The sequence below is a fragment of the Dyadobacter tibetensis Y620-1 genome, assembly GCF_000566685.1.
Taxonomy (GTDB): domain Bacteria; phylum Bacteroidota; class Bacteroidia; order Cytophagales; family Spirosomataceae; genus Dyadobacter; species Dyadobacter tibetensis.
Genome location: NZ_AZQN01000023.1, coordinates 1 through 1,080 on the forward strand (window position 1 = coordinate 1; position 1,080 = coordinate 1,080).

The window sequence follows — 1,080 nt, forward strand, 5'->3', positions numbered from 1 at the left end:
TGTGGAATTAGCATTCCGTCTGCCCGGAACCGCTGCTTGGCTTTTTGATAAAGTTAAATAGTTAGTACCAAAGCCGGGCTTTATTCGTCAAGCCCCGAACTGAAGTACAGGAAAGTTACCGCTGCTGATTGTTATTCCGTCAAGCCACACTTGCACAAAACCCAATGTTAGCTGTTGTGTTGGTTAACCTACACCAAGACTATTTTTTAAACTGGCTAAATTTTCCTTTGATAAATCTACGTCCTTATTAGAAACATATAAGTCAGTGCCGTGAATAATACTGTTTCGGAAGGAAATTAGTTCTATTAGATTATTCTTTAACTGCAAATCAATTTTTCCTTCTTTAAATAATATATGAACGAGTTTAGACTTTGCTATTCTTTTTCGCTTTGCACTTTCATAGTCTGTTAAGTCTGAAAACATTAGTGAAGTTCCATATTTTTCAAGGATGTATTCAATTTGATTATAGTGCTGTAAAAATTCTTCAAGGCTACCACTTTCATTTGCTTTGTCTTGTGTTGTAATGTCTCTAAGTTTATTACTTGCTATATCTATGCTATTCGGATTTAGAATTCTAATGACAAAGGATTTTATAATTATTAACTCAGTTAATATTGTCGCCACTGATACGTTAATCAAATAGTCAACATGCGTAGTGTAGTGATGCTTTTCGGACACGATTACCAAAAAACATAGAGATATTGAAGCTAATGTTGTTATGCTAATACCAATTATAGAACCGAAATACTCTGTTTTTAAAAGTAAAATAATTTCTTCAAGTGTCTCATCTTTATCAGCTTTTCTGTCGAGTTCGTTTCTTAAGAAAATATAGCCTGTAATAATTAATCCAAATATTGCCGCTATAACTTGCGAAGCCGAAGAAAATAAATAAAGAATTTGGTTTTCGTTTAAGTGAAATATCGGATGGATTAAATAAATAACAATACTCGATAGAGAAAGTGCTACCCAAATAATAATTTTTGGAATTGCACTTTTTGTAAGAATTAATTTTTGAAGCCTTTTTATGTTGTCAATCATTAGGTCTATTTAGGGACTGTGTCGTAAACATAACACCTAACG

Annotated in this window: 1 protein-coding gene; it reads right to left on the bottom strand. The window is 32.6% G+C overall.

Features of this window, described 5'->3' with window-relative positions; genetic code table 11:
- Positions 1-183: 183 nt before the first annotated feature.
- Positions 184-1,038, bottom strand: coding sequence for a hypothetical protein (locus tag X939_RS0121875; protein WP_025765396.1), 855 nt, complete (start codon positions 1,036-1,038; stop codon positions 184-186).
- Positions 1,039-1,080 lie beyond the last annotated feature (42 nt).